Origin of the sequence: Pseudomonas nitroreducens TX1, assembly GCF_000313755.1 — a bacterium.
Lineage (GTDB): Bacteria > Pseudomonadota > Gammaproteobacteria > Pseudomonadales > Pseudomonadaceae > Pseudomonas > Pseudomonas nitroreducens_A.
On record NZ_AMZB01000010.1, the window covers coordinates 1 to 976 of the forward strand.

Genomic DNA, 976 nt, shown 5'->3' on the forward strand with positions numbered 1-976 from the left:
AGCTACACCCTTAAATGCGAAGAGCCACTTTGCTGTAGGACTGCCAAGTATTGCTGTCACTCGGCTTGAGGCTGTCTGGGCGGTATAGGAGCATTAGAAGCGACAGCACCTCGCTGTGCATTAGGTGCTCTTGGATCAGCTTGCGTAACGCGGCCAGAGGTTCAGCGCTTTCTATTTCGCATTTGCTGATGACCTGAATGAGCACGTCTTCGCCGTAGCCTTTGAGCATCTCCACTAGGTTATCCCGCGTTCCGCAGAAGCGGTGCAGGGTCGCCTTGCTCATCCCCGCTGCCCCTGCAAGCTCTTGCAGCGTCGCCCGGGGGCGGTCGAACATGGTGGCGGCCAGCACCTTTAGCAGGCGCTCATCATTCGTAGAGAGCGTCATTGAGGCCCCGGTTAGTTGGCAAAGAGTCTCGCCTTACCGTAGCGGTACGGCCTTGGTGCGTACCCGCCACACAGCCAGGGCCGCCAGCAAGCCAAAGAAGCTCACACCTAAAGCCAGAGCAGTAAACAACTCAGCCATGGAGACATTGGATTGGATGGCAGGAATCGAGCCGACGGTGACGAAGAGCATCGTGGATTGATTGATGAAGGTCGTGAGCCGCCCGATGATGAGCAGATAAACCACGGCCGAGACCAGCCCTAGGATCGCAATGCCCCCCGCGGTGTTCCCGAAATGCTGGGGTAGTAACTGAAACGCCCAACAGATCAGCAAGCCGAAGAATGCGCCCGCGGCGGTTGGAGCCAGTCGCTTTAGGTTTGCTTGCTCCACGCCTGCCCAGAAAAACAGAAAGAGAAATCCTGCCCAGAAATTCTGGATGCCAATCGCGCTACAGAGCGCGATGAAGATACCGATGAGGAGTATCACGGCCCCCAGAATCCAAACGCCTTTTAAAGGGGAAACTGTCGTTGACTCGTTACGCTGCGAGGTTGTCATTCTTCTTGTCTCCTGGCTCTTCGCATTTAAGGGTGTAGA

General features: G+C 56.0%; 2 protein-coding genes. Both read right to left on the reverse strand.

All coding sequences use genetic code 11. From position 1 onward, the window contains the following. Positions 1 to 10: 10 nt before the first annotated feature. Positions 11 to 385 (reverse strand): TetR/AcrR family transcriptional regulator, encoded by a 375-nt coding sequence (locus C167_RS0100045; RefSeq protein WP_017516256.1) that lies wholly within the window; start codon positions 383 to 385, stop codon positions 11 to 13. Between the two features lie 33 nt (positions 386 to 418). Next, the coding region (locus C167_RS0100050; RefSeq protein ID WP_235154265.1) for a hypothetical protein at positions 419 to 976 on the reverse strand (558 nt) is incomplete at its 5' end.

Coding starts and splice junctions, on each gene's coding strand:
- C167_RS0100045 (WP_017516256.1), bottom strand. CDS start 385: ATGACGCTCTCTACGAATGATGAGCGCCTGCTAAAGGTGCTGGCCGCC.